The 17,698-nt window shown below is 70.0% G+C and carries 17 protein-coding genes; 8 read left to right on the forward strand and 9 right to left on the reverse strand.

The window, feature by feature from the left end; translation table 11 throughout:
- Window positions 1-150: 150 nt before the first annotated feature.
- Entirely contained in the window at window positions 151-912 is a 762-nt protein-coding gene (locus CG723_RS10820; protein WP_100593063.1) for a FadR/GntR family transcriptional regulator, read from the reverse strand.
- Between the two features lie 168 nt (window positions 913-1,080).
- On the opposite strand from CG723_RS10820, the gene CG723_RS10825 reads away from it, so the two are divergent.
- On the forward strand, window positions 1,081-2,451 hold the full coding sequence (locus CG723_RS10825) for an MFS transporter (protein WP_100593064.1): 1,371 nt from the start codon (window positions 1,081-1,083) through the stop codon (window positions 2,449-2,451).
- A gap of 182 nt (window positions 2,452-2,633) precedes the next feature.
- Complete coding sequence (locus CG723_RS46155) at window positions 2,634-2,786, forward strand: hypothetical protein (RefSeq protein ID WP_159032425.1); 153 nt, start codon at window positions 2,634-2,636, stop codon at window positions 2,784-2,786.
- A gap of 67 nt (window positions 2,787-2,853) precedes the next feature.
- Here the strand turns inward: CG723_RS46155 and CG723_RS10830 are convergent, their stop codons facing one another.
- Both CG723_RS10830 and CG723_RS10835 read right to left on the reverse strand, forming a co-directional pair.
- The gene (locus CG723_RS10830) at window positions 2,854-3,585 is read right to left on the reverse strand and encodes a GntR family transcriptional regulator (RefSeq protein WP_100593065.1); all 732 of its coding nucleotides are present in this window, start codon (window positions 3,583-3,585) and stop codon (window positions 2,854-2,856) included.
- 279 nt (window positions 3,586-3,864) lie between these two features.
- Window positions 3,865-5,307, reverse strand: coding sequence for a transposase (locus tag CG723_RS10835; protein WP_100593066.1), 1,443 nt, complete (start codon window positions 5,305-5,307; stop codon window positions 3,865-3,867).
- A 315-nt stretch (window positions 5,308-5,622) separates the two neighbouring features.
- On the opposite strand from CG723_RS10835, the gene CG723_RS10840 reads away from it, so the two are divergent.
- Both CG723_RS10840 and CG723_RS10845 read left to right on the forward strand, forming a co-directional pair.
- Complete coding sequence (locus CG723_RS10840) at window positions 5,623-6,732, forward strand: APC family permease (protein ID WP_234374237.1); 1,110 nt, start codon at window positions 5,623-5,625, stop codon at window positions 6,730-6,732.
- Window positions 6,733-6,858: 126 nt separating this feature from the next.
- Window positions 6,859-7,437 carry a dihydrofolate reductase family protein gene (locus tag CG723_RS10845; protein ID WP_100593068.1) on the forward strand — a complete coding sequence of 193 codons (579 nt, stop codon included), beginning with the start codon at window positions 6,859-6,861 and terminating at the stop codon, window positions 7,435-7,437.
- A 1-nt stretch (window position 7,438) separates the two neighbouring features.
- On the opposite strand, the gene CG723_RS10850 is transcribed toward CG723_RS10845, so the two are convergent.
- The 3 genes from CG723_RS10850 to CG723_RS10860 are packed head-to-tail and all read right to left on the reverse strand — an operon-like array spanning window position 7,439 to window position 10,857.
- Window positions 7,439-8,617, reverse strand: a complete 1,179-nt coding sequence (locus CG723_RS10850; RefSeq protein ID WP_234374238.1) for a serine hydrolase domain-containing protein — start codon at window positions 8,615-8,617, stop codon at window positions 7,439-7,441.
- Window positions 8,617-9,015 (reverse strand): thioesterase family protein, encoded by a 399-nt coding sequence (locus CG723_RS10855; RefSeq protein WP_100593069.1) that lies wholly within the window; start codon window positions 9,013-9,015, stop codon window positions 8,617-8,619. Before CG723_RS10855 ends, CG723_RS10850 begins: the two co-directional genes overlap by 1 nt.
- 51 nt (window positions 9,016-9,066) lie before the next feature.
- The gene (locus CG723_RS10860) at window positions 9,067-10,857 is read right to left on the reverse strand and encodes an FUSC family protein (RefSeq protein ID WP_100593070.1); all 1,791 of its coding nucleotides are present in this window, start codon (window positions 10,855-10,857) and stop codon (window positions 9,067-9,069) included.
- 181 nt (window positions 10,858-11,038) lie between these two features.
- Here CG723_RS10860 and CG723_RS10865 point away from each other — a divergent pair, with 181 nt between their 5' ends.
- A complete protein-coding gene (locus CG723_RS10865; RefSeq protein WP_100593071.1) occupies window positions 11,039-11,671 on the forward strand; it encodes a DUF1345 domain-containing protein in 633 nt (210 codons plus the stop codon).
- Between the two features lie 84 nt (window positions 11,672-11,755).
- On the opposite strand, the gene CG723_RS10870 is transcribed toward CG723_RS10865, so the two are convergent.
- Window positions 11,756-12,229 carry an Hsp20/alpha crystallin family protein gene (locus CG723_RS10870; RefSeq protein ID WP_100593804.1) on the reverse strand — a complete coding sequence of 158 codons (474 nt, stop codon included), beginning with the start codon at window positions 12,227-12,229 and terminating at the stop codon, window positions 11,756-11,758.
- Window positions 12,230-12,453: 224 nt separating this feature from the next.
- Here CG723_RS10870 and CG723_RS10875 point away from each other — a divergent pair, with 224 nt between their 5' ends.
- Genes CG723_RS10875 through CG723_RS10885 form a run of 3 tightly spaced genes read left to right on the forward strand, consistent with a single transcriptional unit; the run spans window position 12,454 to window position 15,836 of the window.
- A complete protein-coding gene (locus tag CG723_RS10875) occupies window positions 12,454-15,009 on the forward strand; it encodes an ATP-dependent Clp protease ATP-binding subunit (protein ID WP_100593072.1) in 2,556 nt (851 codons plus the stop codon).
- 43 nt (window positions 15,010-15,052) lie between these two features.
- A complete protein-coding gene (locus CG723_RS10880; protein ID WP_100593073.1) occupies window positions 15,053-15,328 on the forward strand; it encodes a hypothetical protein in 276 nt (91 codons plus the stop codon).
- A gap of 46 nt (window positions 15,329-15,374) precedes the next feature.
- Entirely contained in the window at window positions 15,375-15,836 is a 462-nt protein-coding gene (locus CG723_RS10885) for a GreA/GreB family elongation factor (RefSeq protein WP_100593074.1), read from the forward strand.
- A 10-nt stretch (window positions 15,837-15,846) separates the two neighbouring features.
- On the opposite strand, the gene CG723_RS10890 is transcribed toward CG723_RS10885, so the two are convergent.
- Window positions 15,847-16,776 (reverse strand): LysR family transcriptional regulator, encoded by a 930-nt coding sequence (locus CG723_RS10890; protein WP_100593075.1) that lies wholly within the window; start codon window positions 16,774-16,776, stop codon window positions 15,847-15,849.
- Between the two features lie 76 nt (window positions 16,777-16,852).
- Window positions 16,853-17,689, reverse strand: a complete 837-nt coding sequence (fdhD, locus tag CG723_RS10895; RefSeq protein WP_100593076.1) for a formate dehydrogenase accessory sulfurtransferase FdhD — start codon at window positions 17,687-17,689, stop codon at window positions 16,853-16,855.
- Window positions 17,690-17,698 lie beyond the last annotated feature (9 nt).

Consider the following 17,698-nt stretch of genomic DNA (forward strand, 5'->3'; position numbering starts at 1 on the left):
TCTCCTGTCGCGCGCTGCAGAATTGCTTTTTGGGTCTCAACCGGACCCATTTCGGAGATTAGGCGTCGCCGAGGGCGCGCGTCAATCGACGGGCGTACGGACTGCGGGTGCCGGGGGTCGGTCGTGTGGGGCGCGGGGGTGCGCCCGAGGTCAGTCCTGAGCGGCGAACTGGTCGAGCAGCGCCAGGAATTGGCGGTGCGAGTCGAGCAGGTGATCCCGCATCCGCGCCTCGGCCGCGGCCCCGTCCCCGGACAGCACGGCGAGCGCGATGGCCTCGTGCTCCTCCCGGAACGCGGAACCGAAGTCCCGCTCCGCCGGGTACACGCGGCTCCAGTCGGAGCCGAGCCACAGCGCGTTGCCGCCGACGAACATCTCGGCGCGGGCCCGCGTCACCGCCTCCGCGAGCACCTCGTTCCCGCCGGCGGCCGCGATGCCCAGGTGGAACGCGGTGTCGCAGCGGTGGTACTCGCCGAGGTCGGCGACCTGGTTTTCCAGCATCGCCACCAGTTCGCGGCGGGCCGCCCCCGCCCCGCGCTCGGCGGCGAGGCGGGCCGCGTACGGCTCGATCGCGAGGCGGTACTCCATGTAGTCGCGCAACGAGGCCCGGATCGTCGCGGTGATCGCGGCCCGGGAACCTTCCCCGCCGGGCGGGGTGGGCGCCACGCGAGTGCCGCCGTTGCGCCCCAACGTGGTCGTGACCAGGCCTTCTTCGGCCAGCTCACGCACCGCCTGCCGCACGGTGTTGCGCCCCACCCCGAAGACGGCGGACAGCTCCCGCTCGGTGGGCAGCCGGTCGCCCGGTCCGAAACCGCCGAGCGCGATGCGCTGCCGGAGCGCCTCGGCCACCACGGCGTGCGACGCCGCCTGGCGGGTTCCGGCCGTCCATTCGTCACGACTCTCGCTGTTGCTCACGGGCCCTCTCCCAGCTCACGGGTCACGCGCGTCCCGTCATGCCCCCAGGTGGCCATGATATTGGACTTGGCATGAACCCTATTGACAGGCCCTGACGGCCGCCTTAGCGTCGCCCCACGTTTTTGGGTCCATGGCGAACCCAAACGTTGGCCGTGAAGGAGTACGCACATGAGCACAGTCGCAGGTGGCGCTACGGACCCGGGAGCACGGCGCCGGTCCGGTCCGTGGAAGGTCGCCGGGGCCTCGATGATCGGTACCAGCGTCGAGTGGTACGACTTCGGCATCTACGCCACCGCCGCCGCGCTCGTCTTCCCCGAGCTGTTCTTCCCCGAGATGAACCGGGCGCTCGGCACGCTCATGTCGTTCGCGACGCTCTTCGTGGGCTCCCTCGGACGCCCGCTCGGCGCGGTCGTGTTCGGGCACATCGGTGACCGCTACGGCCGCAAGCGCGCCCTGATCTGGTCCATGACGCTCATGGGCGGCGCCACCTTCTGTATCGGCCTGCTCCCGGGCTACGCCTCCATCGGCGTCGCCGCGCCGCTCCTGCTCGTCCTCATCCGCATGGTCCAGTCGCTGGCGGTCGGCGGCGAGTGGGGCGGCGCCGTGCTGTTCGCCGTCGAACACGCCCCGCCCCGGCGCCGGGCCTTCTTCGGCTCCTTCCCCCAAGTCGGCGACGGGGTCGGCTACTTCATGTCCACCGGCGTCTTCGCGCTCGCGGCACTGGCGGGCCATGACGCACTCGTCGGCTGGGCCTGGCGCCTGCCCTTCCTGCTGTCCGCCGTCCTGGTGCTGGTCGGCCTCGTGATCCGCAGCTCCATGGAGGAGTCGCCCGCGTTCGAGGCCGCGCGCCGGGCCGAGGCCGCCGAGGAGAAGCAGGCCGCACCGTTCGTCGCCGTCGTCCGCGACGCCTGGAAGACCTGGCTGCTCGCCTCCGGCGCCTTCCTCATCACCGTCGGCGGCTACTACGTGGTCGTCACCTTCATGTCGACCTATGCCGTCAACGAACTGGGCTTCACCGACTCGCAGGTGGCGGGCGCCGGCACGGCCGCCTCCGTGGTCGTCATCGTGTGCACCCCGCTGGCCGCCCTGGTCGCCGACCGCCTCGGGCTGCGCCGGGTGACGCTGACCGGCATCCTGCTGCACCTCGTCGTGGCCTTCCCGATGTTCTGGCTCGCCGACACCCGTTCCGTGCCCGGACTCTGGCTCGCCATGTGCCTGCCGATGCTCGCCAGCACCGTCGCGTACGCCTCGATCGGCACGCTCATATCCGGCTGGTTCGCTCCCCGGGTGCGCTACACGGGTCTCTCCATGAGCTTCCAGACGGCGGGGCTCATCGGCACGCTGGCCCCGGCGGCGGCGACCTGGCTGTTCAGTGCCGCCGGAGACTCATGGACCCCGGTCGCCACCGCCTTCGCCGTGATGGCGCTGGTCAGCGCGGGCTGCCTCGCCGCGTTCCGGCAGGCGCCGGGCACGGAGTCGGAGGTTGCGGACCTCGATGAGCAGGAGGCGGTGCCTCCGGCCGCCGCACCCGTCGAGTAGCGGAAACCGCCCGCCCGGAACAGATCGCCCCGGCGCCTTCGACGAGCGCGGCTCCCAGTCGGTGAACACCGACGACATCGCGCAGTGGTGGGCGCCGGGCCCAGACTCCACAGGCACGTCCCCAGAAAGGCGGAACTCCCCGTCGCAGCGGCATCCCCGGCGGCGAACAGCGACGTGCGGACATGACCGCCCCACTGGCCCGCGCACTCGACGAGGCCAGGATCACCGTCTGTTGGGTCCTCGCGGTGATCGACAACGCCGTCAGTACGCGAAGCCTCGGCGAGCGCCCAAACCTGGCGGAACTCGGTACGGGGCTGCTCCTCGGACAGGAGTAGCGGAAGCCGGAAGCCGGGAGCCGGGAGCCGGGAGCCGAGGCCGAGGGTCCTGGCCTCCTGCCCCCGCTCAGCCCGCGTCGGTGCCGCTGTCCGCGCCATTGCCTCCGTCGGCGATCCGCGTCGCCGCGTCGGAGAAGTAACGCAGCGCCGAGTCGCGGGTGCCGGCCACGTGGTGGCGCGCCAGTTCCTCCGCCCGGGCCGCGTCGCGGTCGCGGACCGCCTCGTACAGACGCTCGTGCTCCCCGCACATCGGATCGCCGTCGTTGAGGTCGGAGGTCAGCCGGAAGAGCCGGCGCAGCCGCGCGTCCAGAGGTGCCATCAGCTCCTGGAGGAGCGGGTTGCCCGACGCCTCGACGATCTGCTGGTGGAAGTCCGCGTTGTGCGCCACGGCCTGGCGCAGCCGACCCGCGTCGGATGCCTTGCGGCTGCGCGCCAACAGGCGCTCCATCGCGCGTAGTTGGGTGGTCGTCGCGTGGCGCGCCGCGAGTCCCGCCGCCAGGCCCTCGAGGTTCTCGCGGACGTCGAAGAGGTACGTCGCGTCCTGCGCGCCGAAATCCGTGACCACGGAGCCGCGCCTGGCCTGCACGGTCAGAAAGCCCTCCTGTTCGAGCCGCTGCATGGCTTCCCTCAACGGGATGCGGGAGACACCCAGCTGGTCCGCCAGTTCGCGCTCCACCAGGCGCATGCCCGCCGGGAACGTCCCCTCGATGATCCGCTCACGGAGTTCCACGTAGACCCGCTCTCTCAGGGACTGGTGGCTCTCACCGATCGTGGGGCGGCGGTCAGCGCGGGTGGTCATCGAGTCCTCTTCAGTGGCGAGCGGGGCGCGGCCGTGGCAGGCCCCCGGGGTGTCTCTGATCATCGCAGACCGCGGAAACGCGGACCGACAGGCCGTTGATTGGAATTCGATATACCAGTCAGCTCGTCGTTGCCCGTTGCTCACCAGCAGAATTGTGCCAAAGTCGCGACCGGCTGGTTAGTCGTCCCGGGCGTCATGCGAATAGTTGGCGCTGGCCGGTGTGGTGCCCATCGCCATCGCCCACGTCGCCGTGGTGTCGTACAACCTCATCACCGTTCCTCAGCGCTGAGCGTGGGTGAGTCCTTGATCGGGGACTCGTCTCGGCGGCCCGTCCCGAACGGTGCTGGGCGGGCTGGACCGTGGGCGGGGGCCTTCGGCTGCACACATCGGGTGTGTGGTCCTGGGGGCCGTCTCTGGCCCTGGGTGGGCGGGCAGGGTGGGCTGGTGTACTGACGCGGGAGGGCGATGGTCTTCCGTACCGGCCCCCGGGCGTGTCTCCACGCACCGGATTCGAGCGGCTTCCGTCTTCTTGCGGGATACGGTCTTCTCTGCCCTGCGCCGCGCGCCCAGGCCCTGGCCGCGCCTGCCGAGCACCAACGCCGCAGCGTCGTGCCCGGACGTCTTGTGAACCTTCGTGCTGCTGGCCTTGCACCAGTACTGCCTGCCCCAGCGGCTGGAGTGGATCAATTCGCTGCACGCCTGCCGCACCTGGGCGTTCCGGCGGTCGGTGGTCCCGGTGTAGTCGATGTCGATGCGGCCGGGGCGACCGACGGGGTTGCCGTGGACATCGAGGCGCCAGGCGGCTAGGTGGTCGGCGTTGTGGTCGATGCCAATGACGCCGCAGGCCAGGGCTGCCTTCATCAACGTCTCGTCGTCCACGTCTTCGGGCAGGTCGGGGCGGGCCGGAGTGAAGGCCGCGTTCAGATAGCAGCGGCCGTCCCGGAAGCCGATGGAATAGCCCACCGCCCGGTTCGCCGCTACCTGTGCAGCCCACTCTGCATTGCGATAGGCGAAGGAACAGGTGGCGTCCAGTCGGTAGCGGCCGTGCTGGTCGCTGCGGTCGGCGTACTTGTGCGCGAGCTCGCCCGGCAGCTTGACCAGAACCGCCCCGTCGGGGCTGACCTGGATGGACTGGTTTCCGAACCGTTTGCCCGCCTCCCCGTCGGCCTCGATCCGGATCCGCGCCTCGTACCAGCGCTGCCGCCAGACCGTCTCGTCCAGCCCGGCCGCCGCCAAGTGCAGCCGGTTGCGCAGGAGGTCCTTGCCGCCGCGCACCACCCGCACGATCCCCGCCCGGAGATCGGCGCGCACCGCCGCCGCGACGGCAGTTAGGTGCTGGTGGCGGGCCTGCTTGGTGGATCGCACCGCCTGCGTCGGGTAGCCCTTGATGCGGGTCTTGATGTCACAGGCGTCAACCGGGACGGCCAGCCGCTTCTCCAAGGTTTCCAGGACCTGTTCGAGCTGGTCGAGGTGGGCGGCCTGGGCCCGGCGGGCCAGTGCCCACTGGTCGTTCGAGCCCCGGGTGATGGTGCCCGCCCAGCGCGAGGAGGACAGGGCGGAGATCTCCCGCTTACGCCGGGCGAAATCCTCGCGCGTGTGCCCGACGCCCAGGAACACCCGCTCGGCCAGATCGCGCGTCGCCAACTGTGAGAGGAACCGGCCCAGTTCGGACAGGATCTCCTCATCGCGTGCCGAGAGGCGCAGCCGGGTCCGGATGCTCAAGGCACCCGAGGACTCCGCCAGCCGGGGCGGACGCATGACCCGCAACCCTGATGCCGACCGAACCACCGATTCACCCACCTCCAACACCTCCATCGCGCATCAATCCGCCGCACCGTCGAACAGCCCAACGAGCGACCAGCAGACAGGTCACCCGTCCGGCTCGGGAACTCCAGTTCCCGTTGGCGTAGCCGGGCCTCACGACGCCCCGCCCGCACCCGGCCCGGGACGCCAGTCGCTCTACACGATCCGCGGCTCACTAGAGCTCACTTCATGACACTAAAACTCACTGATCGGGGAACAGTTGAAACCCCCGGAGTGGCTGCGGCCTTCGGCTACTTCGCGTCCGGCTCGGTGCACGACGCGACCGGAGCGGACGTCCCGTGGTGGGTGCTCTCGGGTGTCTGCGTCCTCGCCGTGGGTGTGCTCGGCTGGCTCAGGGTGACCCTCAGCGCCAAGGTCCTCGGCGTCGCGCTGATCCTCGAAGTGCTGACCCTGCTCATCATGGACGGCGGCATCCTCGGCCACCGGGGCACCGCGGCCCTCGACGTGCACTCCTTCGACCCGAGCACGCTCGCCACCGGCGGGATCGCGGGCATGTTCGTCATCGTGATCGGCGCCTTCACGGGCTTCGAAGCCACCGCCATCTACGCGGAGGAGGCGCGCGAACCGAGCCGCACCGTCCCGCGTGCCACCTTCATCGCCATCGGGTTCCTCGCCCTGTTCTACTCCGTCGGCGCATGGCTCATCATGGGCGCGTTCGGCACGGACAAGGCGGTGGCCATGGCCCGCGCTACCGCCGGCCCCGAACTCACCTTCAGAGCAGGCGAGTTGTACGTAGGTGCCTGGCTGTCCGACACCATGCACGCCCTCGTCGTCGTCAGCGCCTTCGCCGCCACCCTCGCCTTCCACAACGCCGCCGCACGCTACCTCTACGCCCTCGGACGCGAAGGACTCCTGCCGCGGCGACTGGGCAACGTCTCCGCCCGGCACGGCTCTCCGGGCATCGCGGTGAGCACGCAGACCGTCTTCAACCTCCTGGTGATCCTCGTCGGCGCCGCGCTGGCCGCCGACCCGTTCTCGCAGGTCCTGATCTGGACCAACAGCATCGCCGTCCTGGGCATCATGGTCATGCAGGCCCTGGCGGCCCTCGCCGTGTGGGCCTTCTTCCGGCGCGACCGACGGGGCATGTCGGCCGCCCGCGTGGTCTGGTCCCCGCTGATCGCGTTCGCCGGTCTCGCGCTCCTCACCGTCCTGGCGGTCCTCCACTTCGGCCTTCTGACGGGCGCCTCGGGGACGGTGAACGCCGTCCTCCTGGCCCCCCTGCCCGTCGTCCTCGCGGCCGGCATCTGCATCGCCCTGCGCATCCGCAGCAGGGACCCGCAGCGCTACGCCCGGCTGACCAACATCGACGTCGAGAGGGACTGACACCCGGGGTGACGTGAACGGGCGGTGCGACCCGCCCGCTCACGTCTCTCGTCGAGCGATGAGTCCCGGGGGCGTGCTCGGTCTATGCATGTAAGGGATTCACGCGACGGACACCCAGGAGATGTGATGAGCAAAGTGGTCATGCACAACGTCGTCTCCGTGGACGGCTTCATCGCCGACTCGGAGGACCAGGTCGGCCCGCTGTTCGACTGGTACGCGAACGGCGGCATCGAGATCGGCTCGAACGGGACGGTGTCGATGTCCAAGGTCTCGGCCGACTACGTCCGGCCGATGTGGGAGAGCATCGGGACGCTGGTGATCGGGCGGCACTTGTTCGACATGACCAACGGCTGGGAGGGGAAGCCGCCGGCGGGTGAGCACGTGGTCGTGGTGTCGCACCGGCCAAGGCCCGAGGGCTGGCACCCCGAGGCGTCGTACTACTTCGTGGACGACGTGGCGAAGGCGATCGCGAAGGCCAAGGAACTCGCGGGGGACCGCACCGTCGGGGTGGCCGCCGGCGAGACGGGCGGCCAGGCGCTCGCCCTGGGGCTGGTCGACGAGGTGGCCATGGACGTCGTGCCCGTCGTCTTCGGCTCCGGCAAGCGGTACTTCGGGTCCGTCGACGCCCAGCATCTCCTCGAGGACCCCCACGTCGTGATCCAGGGGGAACGCGTACTGCACCTCCTTTACAAAGTCCGCCACTAGTTCAAGAGGTCAGGACGGAAACGACCCGGTTGGTCATGTCCTCCGGCGAGGCCAGCGGGGTCCGGGTGTACGCGAGAACCCAACGGAGCTGCTGATCGCGAGTGGAGAACACCCGTGTCCGGTACCCGTACGTGTCACCTGTCTTCCCCCAGAACGTCACGCCGTTCACCGTGGCCTGCTGCAGTCCCAGGCTGTACCGGGCGGGACCGCCGTCGAGCATGCGCACACTGTCGGGTGGCAGCGTGAACAGGTGGTTCATCGCGTGCGGTGGCAGCAACTCGCCGGAGAGCAGCGCCTGATGGAAACGGAAGAGATCGGCGACCGTCGACACCAGTTCGCCCTCGCCCCAGGCGCTGGACTGGTCGTACACGGTGACGTCCCGGAGCGACCCGCCGGTCATCTTCAGGTATCCGTGCACATGAGAGCCGTGCAGTCTCGGGTCGCGGTCCGGTATCAGAGTGCCTCGCAGGCCCAGCGGACGGACGACACGCTCCCTGATCACCTCGCCGTACGGGCGACCGGTGACGGCCTCGACCAGCAGAGCGAGCAGGACGTAATTGATGCCCCGATACTCCTGCTTGCTGCCCGGCCGGAACTTGAGCGGATCGAGCGTCACGGTGCGCACCAGTTCCTCCGGCGTCCACCTGTCGAACCGATGGCGCAGGACGGCTTCCGGAGTGCTGACGTCAGGCAGGTCGCGATGGTCGGGGAGCCCGCTCGTGTGGTTCAGCAGCTGCGCCACGGTGATCCGCGCGGACTCGGCCGGAAGCAGCCCGGGGAGGTGCCGTCCGATGGGCTCGTCGAGGTCCACAAGTCCCCGCGACCACAGTTGCAGCACCACGGTCGCCACGAAAGCCTTGGTGACGCTGCCCGCGCGGAACGCGTCGTCCGGGCGTACCCGACGGGCCGTTCTGATGTCGGCCACGCCCGACGTCCCGTACCAGCGCTGCCCCGGGCGGTCGACGAGCAACTGTGCGGACGTGGCCGGTGGGTGGGTGAGGTCGGAGATCGCTTCTTTTAGGGCGCGTGTGTCCGGCGAGCCTGAGCCCGACGGCGTATGCGCGGCAGCACGTCCCGTGCCGACCAGCATCGCGCCCGCCGCCGCACTGCCTGCCAACAGGGAACGTCGCGAGAGGAATGTCATGACGTCGATCTTGCCGCCGACGCCGCGCGCTTCCATCAGGGATGGTCCCCACGCGCACCCTGATCGATCCCGGAGTCCTGGTCCGACACCCCTGATAGGAAGCGTCGCCGGTCGACGATCGCCCGGTCGATCTCACCCGTCGCGACCAGCGCTCCCGTACTGTCCAGAGCTCGTACGCGGAAGGTGAGCCGGCGGCCTTCCGCTTCGGCCGGCGGTTCCGCGAGGACGTCGACCCAGGCGCCCACGCGCGTGGCACGAAGGTGCTTGATGCGGACACCGGTTCCGACCGTCGTCCGGCCCTGCGCCGTGAAGGGCGCGGCGGCCCGTACGGTGGCCGCCTCCATCCACGCGATCAACCACGGGGTGGCGAGAACGGGCAGGTCACCGCTTCCCACCGTCCTCGCGGTATGGGCATCGGACACCTCGTGGCGCATCACACCACGCTAGCCCGAGGCCGGAGACCCGCGCGCGTTGGCCGTAGGCCGCTATCGCTGATGGTGGAGCCGTTCCAGCAGGAGATACGCACGTTGCTCGGCGGCCGCGAGTTCGGCGGGATCGATCCCCGCCGGCCACAGCTCTCCCGCGGCGGCGTCGTCGGCATCGCGCAACTCGACCACTGCCAGCACCAGTTGGACCTGGACGACCGGGGGCTGGGGCCCCGAGCTCTCGGCCAGCGAACGTTCCGCCTGATCGGATGCCTGCGTGCAGGCGGCCAGCGCCCGCTCGACGCGCAGCGCGGCATGGTCATGGACCACCAGAAGGGCGCAGCCGAGCCCGACGACGATGCCGAGCACGCTCCCCAGCACGCGGTCGGCGACGAGTTCCCCGGCAGGGGCGGGGGCGGCGAGGTCGCTCATCAGCAGAGCCAGAGGGGTGAGGAAGACGACGCCAAGCCCGTAGTTGCGCGGGACGAAGTACTCAAGGAGGAATTCGAGCAGCACGATCACGCAGGCGAGTGCCACCGGCCTCGGGTCCGTGGCGAGCACACCGAGTGCGAGGAGCAGGCCGATGACCGTGCCGAGGGTGCGCTGGACGGCGCGCTGGGCCGTGGTGCGGAGGTTGACGGAGTGCAGCACGGCGGCGGCGGAGATCGACGCCCAGTAGCTGTGCTCAAGCCCTCCGGCCACGGCCAGCCCGCCCGCGATCCCGGTGCCCAGGACCATCCGCACCGCGGGAACGGCGAGGACGGCCCGGTGCTCGGGGCCACCAGCGCGTCGCCCCATCAGAAGTTCGGTGGCGCGCCAGGCGACAGGGCGGCCCGGTCCCGCCGCCGGCCCTGCGGCGGGCACAGACGCAGAAGCCGCGGCGGCGGCCTCGCTGTCCTCTACCGCCGGAGGCGGGACAGCCAGCTCCGGCAGAAGCGCGGGCGGTCGACGGCGCCGCTCGGTGAGGACACGAGCCTGCCGGAGCAGCTGCTCCGCCGTCGCGGCGGGGTCGACCGGCGCCCTGCGTGCCGAGCTGATCAGCAGCGACCACGACAGGTCGGTGAGGCGTACGAAGACTCCGTCCCGGCCGGCCTGGTGCGCCTGCGTCGGAGGCGCGATACCGAGGGAGTGGTATGCCTGCAGCACCGCAACCGTCGTACGGTGTCGCGCCTGCCGCGTGTCGCCGCCGGGTCCAGGCCCGCACAGCAGTCCCGCGAGCTCACGCAGGGCCCTGGCCACGGCGAATCTCTGCGGACGGTCCGGGTGCACCAGCCAGCCGGACACACCGAGTACCCAGGCGACCGCAGCGCCGGCCGCGGCAAGCCCGGTCTGCGGGAGAACTTCGGCGGTGGTGGGCGAGCCATTGGCCGCCACCGCGAAGGAGAACAGCAGCAGCACCGCGCCGAGCCCGCTCAACCGGGTCGCGTCACACGCCAGCTTCGCCAGCCCGGCGACCACCGCCGTCGCCGCGACCACGACGGCGGCACCCCAGCCACCGGCTCCCGGACGAACCCACGCGGCGAGCGCCGATCCGCAGCCCACGCACGCCGTCATGGCCACCGCGACCAGCGCGAGAACGCGAGCGCGACGCGGGTAGGGCAGGTTGCGCCCGAACGTCGTGGTGAAGGCGCCCAGCATCGCGTACACGGAAAGATCGGGCCGCCCGGCGATCGCCACCGGCAGCGCCACGAGAGCCATCGCCAAGGCGCCGCGTACGGCGAAGAGAAGAGCCCCGTCCGCCCGCTGGAGCGCGAGTGACCCGCGCGGGGAGAGGAGGCGCACCGCGCTGGTCACGGCATGCCGCCAACCGTGCCTGGTCACGGCGGCGAGTGGGCGGCGGGAAGAAGGCATGTCCGGTATATACCACCGGCTCCGAGTGGAGTTTCCGATCTGAACGCAGCTGGTTCCAGCCGACTTGCAGCGGATCCGGCCGACGGCAGCCCACTGCACCGGATCCAGCTGCATCCAGTCTGTGCCCCCGCCGCAGGCTTCGCCAGGCTGGCCCGTGACGGAAAGACTAGTGTGTTGATCTATGACCACATGGTTGCCCTTGTCCGCGGTTCCCCGGCTCGGTGCCGCCGTGGTTGGGGGTGCGGTGGTCGGGGCGATCGTCGGAGTGGTGAACAACGCGGCGCTGGGTGTTCTCTCCGGTATCGCCGCGACCGAACTGCTCTTCGTGCTGGCGGGCTGGGTGGTGCTGTGGCCGATGGACGCCAAAGCCACCCGGGTCAATGCCAGACGGGAGGACTTCCAGCCCATCACCGATGAGCTCGTGATCGTCGGCGTCGCCCTGTGTGGCCTGGTCGCCACCGTGCTGCTGCTCCTGCTCGGCAAATCCGAAAGCGGCCACGCCGCGGCGGCCGTGGCGCTCGGCGGCGTGTTCATGGCCTGGGCGGCACTCCATCTCATGTACGCCACGCGCTACGCGTACCTCTACTACACGGCCGCCGGCGGGATCGACTTCAACAACGACGACCCGCCCGCGTACAGAGACTTCCTCTACTTCAGCTACAACCTCGGCATGACCTACCAGGTGTCCGACACCAACGTCTCGACCTCGACGATCCGCTCGGTGGTGCTGCGGCACTCGCTGCTGTCGTACGTGTTCGGCACCAGCATCCTCGCCACGACCATCAACCTCGTCACGGGAATCGTCACCGGCTGACATCCGCACGACAGAACGTCTCCGCCGACAGGACGTCCGGAGCGGGCGGGGGGACACTGAGAGGGGACGTGCGCCGTTCGGCCCCTATCCTTCGCTGCCATCGGCGCGGATTTCGATCGTTCGCCGCGTCACCGCCGCGGTCTTCGGCAGGCGCAACGTCAGGACGCCGTCCGCCATATCCGCCTCGATACGATCGATATCGACGTCGCCGGGAACGCGAACTCCATAGGAAAAGGTCCCGCACCGGCGACGCAGCGCATTTCCGTCCGTGGTTTCGTCGACGGCGCCGGAGATGTGAATTTCCCTGCCGTCCACCTCTACGTTCACGCGCTCACGAGGGACACCGGGCAGCTCCGCGCGCACCACATAGGCGACACCTGAGTCCGCTTCCTCCACCACGGGCATCCAGTGCTGCGAAGGCCCGGCCGGCTGCGAGGAGCGCTCCAGCAGACGGCTCACCTCGCCCCACAGGTGCTGAAGCTCCGTTGCCGGATCGGCCCCTGCCCACCAGGCAGTTCGTGCGGGATTCGACCGCGTGACGTCTGCGCGTTCCACCATGATGTGCTCTCCGACTCCGTCGACTCTCGCGGCGCTCACCCGCCGGATTCTCTCGACGACAGCCTGCGTCCCCGGCCGCCCGCCCGCAATCAGGCCCGCGCCATTGGGTTGCATTCCCCTCCGCACTCAATTCCGGCGCTCAGGTACAGCGATTTCGCTGCTGTTGCGGCCCAGCTGACATCGCGCTTGAGTTGAACCAATCTCTCTCTCCATCAGGAGCAGGAATGTCGATGTCCTTCGGTTCAGGGTTCGGCTCGTCCGACCCCTTCAGCGACTTGTTCAACCGGTTCTTCGGAATGTCGCCGGCATCCTCACCGCCGGCCGTCCAACGCGTGCCGATCGGACGGCTCTTGACGGATTCGTCGCTGGAACTCCTCAGTCTCGCCGCCCAGAAGGCGATCGAGGACGGAACCTCCGATCTCGATACCGAGCACCTGCTCTGGGCGACCACGAAGATCGATCCGACCCGGAAGCTGCTCTCCCAGATCGGTGTGGACCCCGACGCGCTGTCGACGGAAGTCGCCGCAGTCCTTCCACAGGAGTCAGGCCAGCCGTCGGCGGAGCCCGGACTCACCCCGGCGGCCAAGCGCACGCTCCAGGCCGCCTACTCGCACTCGCAGGCGGCCGGGGCCTCGTACATCGGCCCCGAGCACATCCTCGCCGCGCTCCTGAGCGACTCCGACAGTGGCGCCGCCCGACTGCTGCGCGCGCAGGGCTTCAGCCCGGACCGGCTGGAGAGCCTCGCGGATCAGGCGTCCCGCACGGAAGGGTCCGCGGAGGCCAAGAAGCCGGCGACGACGCTCGACGAGTACGGCCGGGACCTGACGGAGGACGCGAAGGCGGGAATGCTCGACCCGGTCGTGGGGCGGGCCGACGAGATCGAGCAGACCGTCGAGATCCTCTCGCGGCGCTCCAAGAACAACCCTGTACTCATCGGCGAGCCCGGCGTCGGAAAGACCGCCATCGTGGAGGGCCTGGCCCAGCGCATCGTGGCGGGTGAGGTCCCGGAAACCCTGAAGGACAAGCGAGTTGTCTCGCTCGACCTCTCCGGCATGGTGGCCGGCGCGCAGTACCGCGGCCAGTTCGAGGAGCGCCTGAAGAAGGTCATCGAGGACGTCCAGGAGGCCAGCGGCAGCATCATCCTGTTCATCGACGAGTTGCACACCGTCGTGGGCGCGGGAGCGACGGGCGAGGGCTCCATGGACGCGGGCAACATGCTGAAGCCCGCCCTCGCGCGTGGTGAGCTGCAGCTCGTGGGCGCGACGACCATCGACGAGTACCGCAAGCACATCGAGAAGGACGCCGCTCTGGAGCGCCGCTTCCAGCCCGTCCTGATCCCGGAGCCGACCGTCGAGCAGACCGTGCAGATCCTGGAGGGGCTGCGGGACGCGTACGAGGCCCACCACCAGGTCCGCTTCGCAGACGGCGCCCTGGCGGCGGCGGCCGAGCTCTCCGACCGCTACATCAGCGACCGGTTCCTGCCGGACAAGGCCATCGACCTGATGGACCAGGCAGGCGCGCGTGTGCGGCTGCGCAGCGCCGGGCGCTCCACCGAGGTCGTCAGCCGCGAGGACCGCATCGCCAAGCTGCGGCGTGAGCAGCAACAGGCCGTGGCCGGTGAGGACTTCGAGAAGGCGTCGGAGTTCAAGCGGCAGATCGCCGAGCTGGAGGGCGAGCTCGCGGGCATCGAGGAGCGGCGCGAGGGCGTCGTCTCGGTCACCGAGGGCGACATCGCCGACGTCGTGTCCCGTCGCACCGGCATCCCGGTCTCCCAGCTCACCGCGAGCGAGAAGGAGAAGCTCCTCAACCTCGAGGCGGAGATGCACTCGCGGATCGTCGGCCAGGACGAGGCGGTCACCGCGGTCTCCGAGGCCGTGCGGCGCAACCGCGCGGGCATGGGCGACCCCAACCGTCCCGTGGGCTCGTTCCTCTTCCTCGGCCCCACCGGCGTCGGCAAGACCGAACTCGCGAAGACCCTCGCCGACCTGCTGTTCGGCGACGAGGATCACATGATCCGCTTCGACATGAGCGAGTTCCAGGAGAAGCACACGGTCGCCCGCCTCGTCGGCGCCCCTCCCGGATACGTCGGCTACGAGGAGGCCGGCCAGCTCACCGAGAAGGTCCGCCGACAGCCGTACAGCGTCGTGCTGTTCGACGAGGTGGAGAAGGCACACCCCGACGTCTTCAACACCCTGCTCCAGATCCTCGACGACGGACGTCTCACCGACGGCCAGGGCCGCACGGTCGACTTCCGCCACTGCGTCATCATCATGACGTCGAACATCGGCGCCCACCGGATCCTCGCGCACCACGGCGACGTGTCCGAGATCAAGGGCGAGCTGATGGAGGACCTGCACTCCCGGTTCCTGCCCGAGTTCCTCAACCGCATCGACGACATCATCATCTTCCACGCCCTCACCGAGGACGACCTGTCGCAGATCGTGGACCACCTCCTGGACCAGAGCAAGCGCCGGGTGCTCGGACAGGGCATGACCCTGGACGTCACCGAGGCGGCCAAGAAGCTGCTCGTCGCCCACGGTCACCAGCCGGAGTTCGGCGCGCGTCCGCTGCGGCGCACGATCCAGGCCGAACTCGACAACCGCATCGCGTCGATCCTGCTGAGCGGTGACGCGGAGCCCGGGGACACCATCGTCGCGGACGTGGAGAACGACACCATCCACTGCACCGTGCGCAAGGACGCCGCCGGGGAGAAGGCGAAGGCCGAAGGGACCGCGGAGGACCCGCCCGCGGCCGAGGCGCAGCAGACTCCCGATGCCTGATCCGGTCGGGCGCGCCTGACGGCGCCTGAACCAAGGAGGACACATGGTCCATCACCACAAGTCCAACCGAGCCGTCGAGGGCAACCCCGACGACCGGCGCGGCATGCCCCTGCGCCCCAACGTGGATGCACTCGAAAGGCGCACCCAGGAGGACCTGCGGGACGTCGGGCTGCGCGTGAAGAAGCCCGAGCGGCCCGCGAAGCAGTACGAGGAGATCCAGCGGGAGGTCGACCGCGAGGTCGACAGCGGCGAGATGCCCAGCGGCAAGATGTCCCGGGCGGAGCGGCAGGCCTTCCCGCCGACCCGCTACGACACGTGACCTTCCCGCGGACGCAGACCGGCCACGACAAGTGAAGGGAGCAGGAATGAGCGGAGAGCCCGAACCGATGAGCGCCACCGAGCGCCGCGCGCTCGAGCAGGAACTCGCCGACGTGACGGCCGAACGCGACGCGGACGCCGCCACGTTGCAGGACACCACCGAGGTAGGCGACCGTGCCGACCAGGCCGACGAGTTGATCCGCTCCGACGAGACGCACCGTCTCGACGCCCGCATCGACGAGATCAAGGTGCGCCTGCGCGGCGCCGCCGACGCGGGCCGGCCCAGCACGGACGTGGTGGGCGTGGGCAGCACGCTCAAGGTGCGGTACTCGGACGACTCGGTGGCGACCATCCAGATCGGCGAGGGCGCGGCGGTACTGGACCGGACGCTGGTCACCGCCGACAGCCCGCTCGGCAGCGCGTTGCTCGGTCACCGGGCCGGCGACAGTGTCAGCTATGACGCGCCCGACGGGCAGGCGACGGTGACGGTCGTGTCCGTCGGCGAGTAGCCGGATGTCTCTAGGAGACCCCGGGACCACCGGGGAGGCGTTCCAGCGCGGCCGCCACATCGGTGTGCCGGGCGACGTCCGTCAGCGCGCGGGCCATGACCGAACCCGGCTCGCGGGCCGTGACCACCAGTCCGACCGGCACGGTCCGGGAGGGTTCGACGAGTGGCACCGCGCGCATGCCGTGCGGGACGCCGAAGACATGCAGCCACGCGTGCGGCACGATGCTGGCCCACCGGCCCGTCCTGACATGGGCGAACAGCGCGCCCACCGAGTCGGTCTCGACCCGGGGCGACGGCCGGGTCCCGGCCTCGGCGAACACCTCGTCCAGCACGCGGCGCCCCTGCATGGAGTCCGTCAGCAGGCACAGCGGCAGCCTTGACGCCTCCGTCCACGTGGCCGTCGTGCGATGCGCCAGGGCATCGGCGGCCGTGATCAGGAGCACGTACCGCTCCTCGTACAGCGGGACGGTGTTGAAGTTCTCCGCAAGGTCCTTGTGCAGATAGGTGATTCCGGCGTCGATCTCGAAATTCTGCAGCTGGCGGAGGATGTCCCGCGACTGGAGGTCCGCTATCACCTCCACGGTCACCAGCGGGTGTTCCGCGCAGAACGGGCCGGTCAGCAGGGAGACGGCGCCGGACGCGGTCGGGACCGAGCCGATCCGCATCCGGCCGCTCAGTCCGGTGCGCAGCGCGCCGACCTCGTCCTTGAGCGCGTCACGATCGGCGAGGATCCGCTGCGCCCACACCACGATGCGTTCGCCCTCGGGTGTGAGGCCCTCGTATTTGCGGCCGCGCCGGACCAGCGGCACGTCCAGCTCGTCCTCCAGCTTGCGGATCGCCTCGGAGAGGGCGGGCTGGGAGACGTAACAGGCCTGGGCGGCGCGGGCGAAGTGGCGCTCCCGCGAGAGGGCCACCAGGTATTCGAGTTGGCGAAACAGCACGCCATGGGTCTACCCGACGGCCCAGGGGAATGCCAACCGGGCTCGCTGGCCGCCGGACGAGTCACCGGCCGGGGCATCAGGCCACGGGCACCTGTTCCAGCCGCTCGGCGCCGGTGTAGACGTTCATCGAGGTGCCGCGCAGGAAGCCGATCAGGGTCAGTCCGCTCTCGGCTGCGAGGTCCACGGCGAGCGAGGACGGGGCGGAGACGGCCGCCAGCATGGGGACTCCGGCCATCAGCGCCTTCTGCACCAGCTCGAAGGAGGCCCGGCCGCTCACCATCAGAACGGTCTCGCGCAGCGGCAGCAGCCCCTCGCGCAGAGCGAAGCCGACCACCTTGTCGACGGCGTTGTGCCGGCCGACGTCCTCGCGCAGGCACAGCAGTTCGCCGTCGGCGTTGAACAGGCCGGCGGCGTGCAGGCCGCCCGTGCTGTCGAACACCTTCTGGGCCGCCCGCAGCCGGTCCGGAAGCGCCGTCACCAGCTCCGGACCGACGCGCAGCGGATCCTCGGAGACGGTCCACGCCGCAGTGGTGCGCACCGCGTCCAGGCTGGCCTTGCCGCACAGTCCGCACGAGGACGTGGTGTAGAAGTTCCGCTCCAGAGAGGCGTCGGGTGCGGCCACGCCGGGGGCCAGGGCCACGTCCACGACGTTGTACGTATTGCCGCCGTCGGCCGTGGCGCCCGCGCAGTAACGGATCCCCGTCACATCGTCGCCGGTGTGCACCACGCCCTCGCTCACCAGGAAACCGGCCGCGAGATCGAAGTCGTCGCCCGGTGTCCGCATGGTCACCGTGAGCGCACGTCCACCCACCCTGATCTCCATCGGCTCCTCGACGGCCATGGTGTCCGGCCGGTACGAGGACACCCCGTCCCGAACTCGCAGCACACGCCGGCGCGCGGTCACGCGTCCCATGATGGTGCT

It is taken from the genome of Streptomyces sp. CB01635, assembly GCF_002803065.1.
Lineage (GTDB): Bacteria > Actinomycetota > Actinomycetes > Streptomycetales > Streptomycetaceae > Streptomyces.

Coding starts and splice junctions, on each gene's coding strand:
- CG723_RS10825 (WP_100593064.1), top strand. CDS start 1,081: ATGAGCACAGTCGCAGGTGGCGCTACGGACCCGGGAGCACGGCGCCGG.
- CG723_RS46155 (WP_159032425.1), top strand. CDS start 2,634: ATGACCGCCCCACTGGCCCGCGCACTCGACGAGGCCAGGATCACCGTC.
- CG723_RS10830 (WP_100593065.1), bottom strand. CDS start 3,585: ATGACCACCCGCGCTGACCGCCGCCCCACGATCGGTGAGAGCCACCAG.
- CG723_RS10845 (WP_100593068.1), top strand. CDS start 6,859: ATGAGCAAAGTGGTCATGCACAACGTCGTCTCCGTGGACGGCTTCATC.
- CG723_RS10850 (WP_234374238.1), bottom strand. CDS start 8,617: ATGGAAGCGCGCGGCGTCGGCGGCAAGATCGACGTCATGACATTCCTC.
- CG723_RS10855 (WP_100593069.1), bottom strand. CDS start 9,015: ATGCGCCACGAGGTGTCCGATGCCCATACCGCGAGGACGGTGGGAAGC.
- CG723_RS10860 (WP_100593070.1), bottom strand. CDS start 10,857: ATGCCTTCTTCCCGCCGCCCACTCGCCGCCGTGACCAGGCACGGTTGG.
- CG723_RS10865 (WP_100593071.1), top strand. CDS start 11,039: ATGACCACATGGTTGCCCTTGTCCGCGGTTCCCCGGCTCGGTGCCGCC.
- CG723_RS10870 (WP_100593804.1), bottom strand. CDS start 12,229: ATGGTGGAACGCGCAGACGTCACGCGGTCGAATCCCGCACGAACTGCC.
- CG723_RS10875 (WP_100593072.1), top strand. CDS start 12,454: ATGTCGATGTCCTTCGGTTCAGGGTTCGGCTCGTCCGACCCCTTCAGC.
- CG723_RS10880 (WP_100593073.1), top strand. CDS start 15,053: ATGGTCCATCACCACAAGTCCAACCGAGCCGTCGAGGGCAACCCCGAC.
- CG723_RS10885 (WP_100593074.1), top strand. CDS start 15,375: ATGAGCGGAGAGCCCGAACCGATGAGCGCCACCGAGCGCCGCGCGCTC.
- fdhD (WP_100593076.1), bottom strand. CDS start 17,689: ATGGGACGCGTGACCGCGCGCCGGCGTGTGCTGCGAGTTCGGGACGGG.